The 2,250-nt window shown below is 76.3% G+C and carries 1 protein-coding gene; it reads right to left on the reverse strand.

The genetic code is table 11. The features are described from left to right. The coding region (locus tag G3I40_RS25130; protein WP_164304392.1) for a type I polyketide synthase at window positions 1-2,250 on the reverse strand (2,250 nt) is incomplete at both ends.

Here is a 2,250-nt window from a genome sequence, read left to right on the forward strand (position 1 = left end):
GCCGCTCGCGTGCCGGGTCCAGGGGGTGTCGGGGGAGCGTGCGTCGCGGGCGTGCACGTCGACGGTGCGGGTGCCGTGCTCGTCGGCGGCGCCGACGGTGACCCGTACGGCGGTGGCCGGGCCGAGCTCCAGCGGTGCGGAGAGCACCAGTTCCTCCACGGCGGGGGTGCCCGCGTGCCGGCCCGCCGTCAGGGCCAGGTCGACGAGCGCGCTGCCGGGCAGCAGCGCCCGGCCGCCGACGCAGTGGTCGGCGAGCCACGGCTGGTTGCCGGGCACGATCCGCCCGCTCAGGACGTGTCCGCCGTCGGGTGTCTCCAGTGCCGTGGCGAGCACGGGGTGGGCGACGGGGTCCATGCCGAGTGCGGTGGCGTCGCCGTGGGTGTGGCGCGGGCGCGGCCAGTAGGAGGAGTGCTCGAAGGGGTAGGTCGGCAGCTGCGCCGTCGCGCTGCCGGGTCCCGCGGCCGGTGCGAGGTCGACGGGCAGTCCGTCGGCGCGGGCCTCCAGCAGCCCGCGCAGGAAGGTGCGCGGTCCGGGGCGGTCGCGGCGCAGGGAGGCGAGGGTGACGACGTCGTCCCGGCCGAGGTCCTCGGCGGTGCCCTCGATGCCGGACAGCAGCACCGGGTGCGGGCTCACCTCGATGAAGGTGTCGAAGCCCTGGCCCATCAGATGCCGGACGGCCTCGTCGAGGCGGACCGTCCCGCGCAGGTTGCGGTACCAGTAAGCCGCGTCGAGCCCGGCGGTGTCGAGCAGGCCGCCGGTGACGGTGGAGCAGAACGGCACGGTGGCGGACCGCGCCTCGATCGTGCCCAGTTCGTCGGCGAGCTCCCGCTCGATCCGTTCCACCTGCGGGGAGTGGGAGCCGTAGCCGACGGCGATCCGGCGCGGTGACATGGCCTCGGCCCGCGGTGAGCCGAGGAACTCGTCGAGGGCGAGGGCCTCTCCGGCGACGACGAGGGAACGCGGCCCGTTCACCGCGGCGACGCTGAGCCGCCCCTCCCACGGCGCGAGGGCGGCCCCGGCCTCGTCGGGCGTGGCGGTGACGGAGGCCATGCCGCCCTGCCCGTTGAGTGCGCGCAGCACCTTGCTGCGCAGCGCCACGACCTTCGCGGCGGTGTCGAGGCCGAGCGCTCCGGCGACGCAGGCGGCGGCGATCTCGCCCTGCGAGTGGCCGATCACGGCGGCCGGTACGACGCCGTGGGCCTGCCACAGCCGGGCCAGCGACACCATCACCGCGAACAGCAGGGGCTGGACGACGTCGGGCCGCTCGAACGCGTCCTCGGGCCCCGCACCGCGCAGCGTGTCGAGCAGGTCCCAGTCGGTGTACGGGGCGAGCGCCGCCGCGCACTGCTTCATCGACGCGGTGAAGACCTCCGACCCGTCGAGCAGGTCGCGGGCCATGCCGGCCCATTGCGATCCCTGGCCGGGGAAGACCAGCACGGCCCTGCGGTCGGCCGCCGTGCGCGGCGCCACCACGTCGGCCCCGGCCTCGCCCGCGGCCAGCGCGTCGAGGGCCGCGCACACCGCGTCCCGGTCGTCGCCGAGGACACCGGCCCTGAGGCCGAAGCGGGCCCGGCCGGCCGCGAGCGTACGGGCCGTGTCGGGAAGGGTCGTCTCCGGTGCGGTGCGCAGCAGTTGGGCGAGTTCGCGGGCCTGCGCGGCGAGCGCGGTCGGCGTTCGGGCCGAGAGCGGGAGCGCCACGGTGTCCGTCACCAGGCCGCTGGGCGTGGCCGGTCGGGCCGGATCTGCGGTGGCTGCCGGCGCCTCTTCCAGGACGACGTGGGCGTTGGTGCCGCTGACGCCGAACGAGGAGACCGCGGCCCGGCGCACGCGCGGTCCCCGCGGCCAGTCGGTGTTCTCCTGCTGGACCTCGATCGTCCCCGCCGACCAGTCGATCTCGGGGGAGAGCTCCTGCGCGTGCAGGCTGCGCGGCAGGATCCCGTGCCGCATCGACAGGACCGTCTTGATGACGCCGGCGACTCCGGCGGCGGCCTGGGTGTGGCCGATGTTGGACTTCACCGAGCCCAGCGCGAGGGGGCGTCGGCGCTGCGCACCGTAGGTGGCCTGCAGCGCCCCCGCCTCGATCGGGTCGCCGAGCCGGGTGCCGGTGCCGTGCGCCTCCACCGCGTCGATGTCGGCCGCCGACAGCCGGGCGTCGGCGAGGGCCTGCCGGATGACGGCCTCCTGCGCCGGGCCGTTGGGGGCGGCCAGTCCGTTGCTCGCGCCGTCCTGGTTGACGGCGCTGCCGCGCAG

Source organism: Streptomyces sp. SID14478, from assembly GCF_010548525.1.
GTDB lineage: Bacteria > Actinomycetota > Actinomycetes > Streptomycetales > Streptomycetaceae > Streptomyces.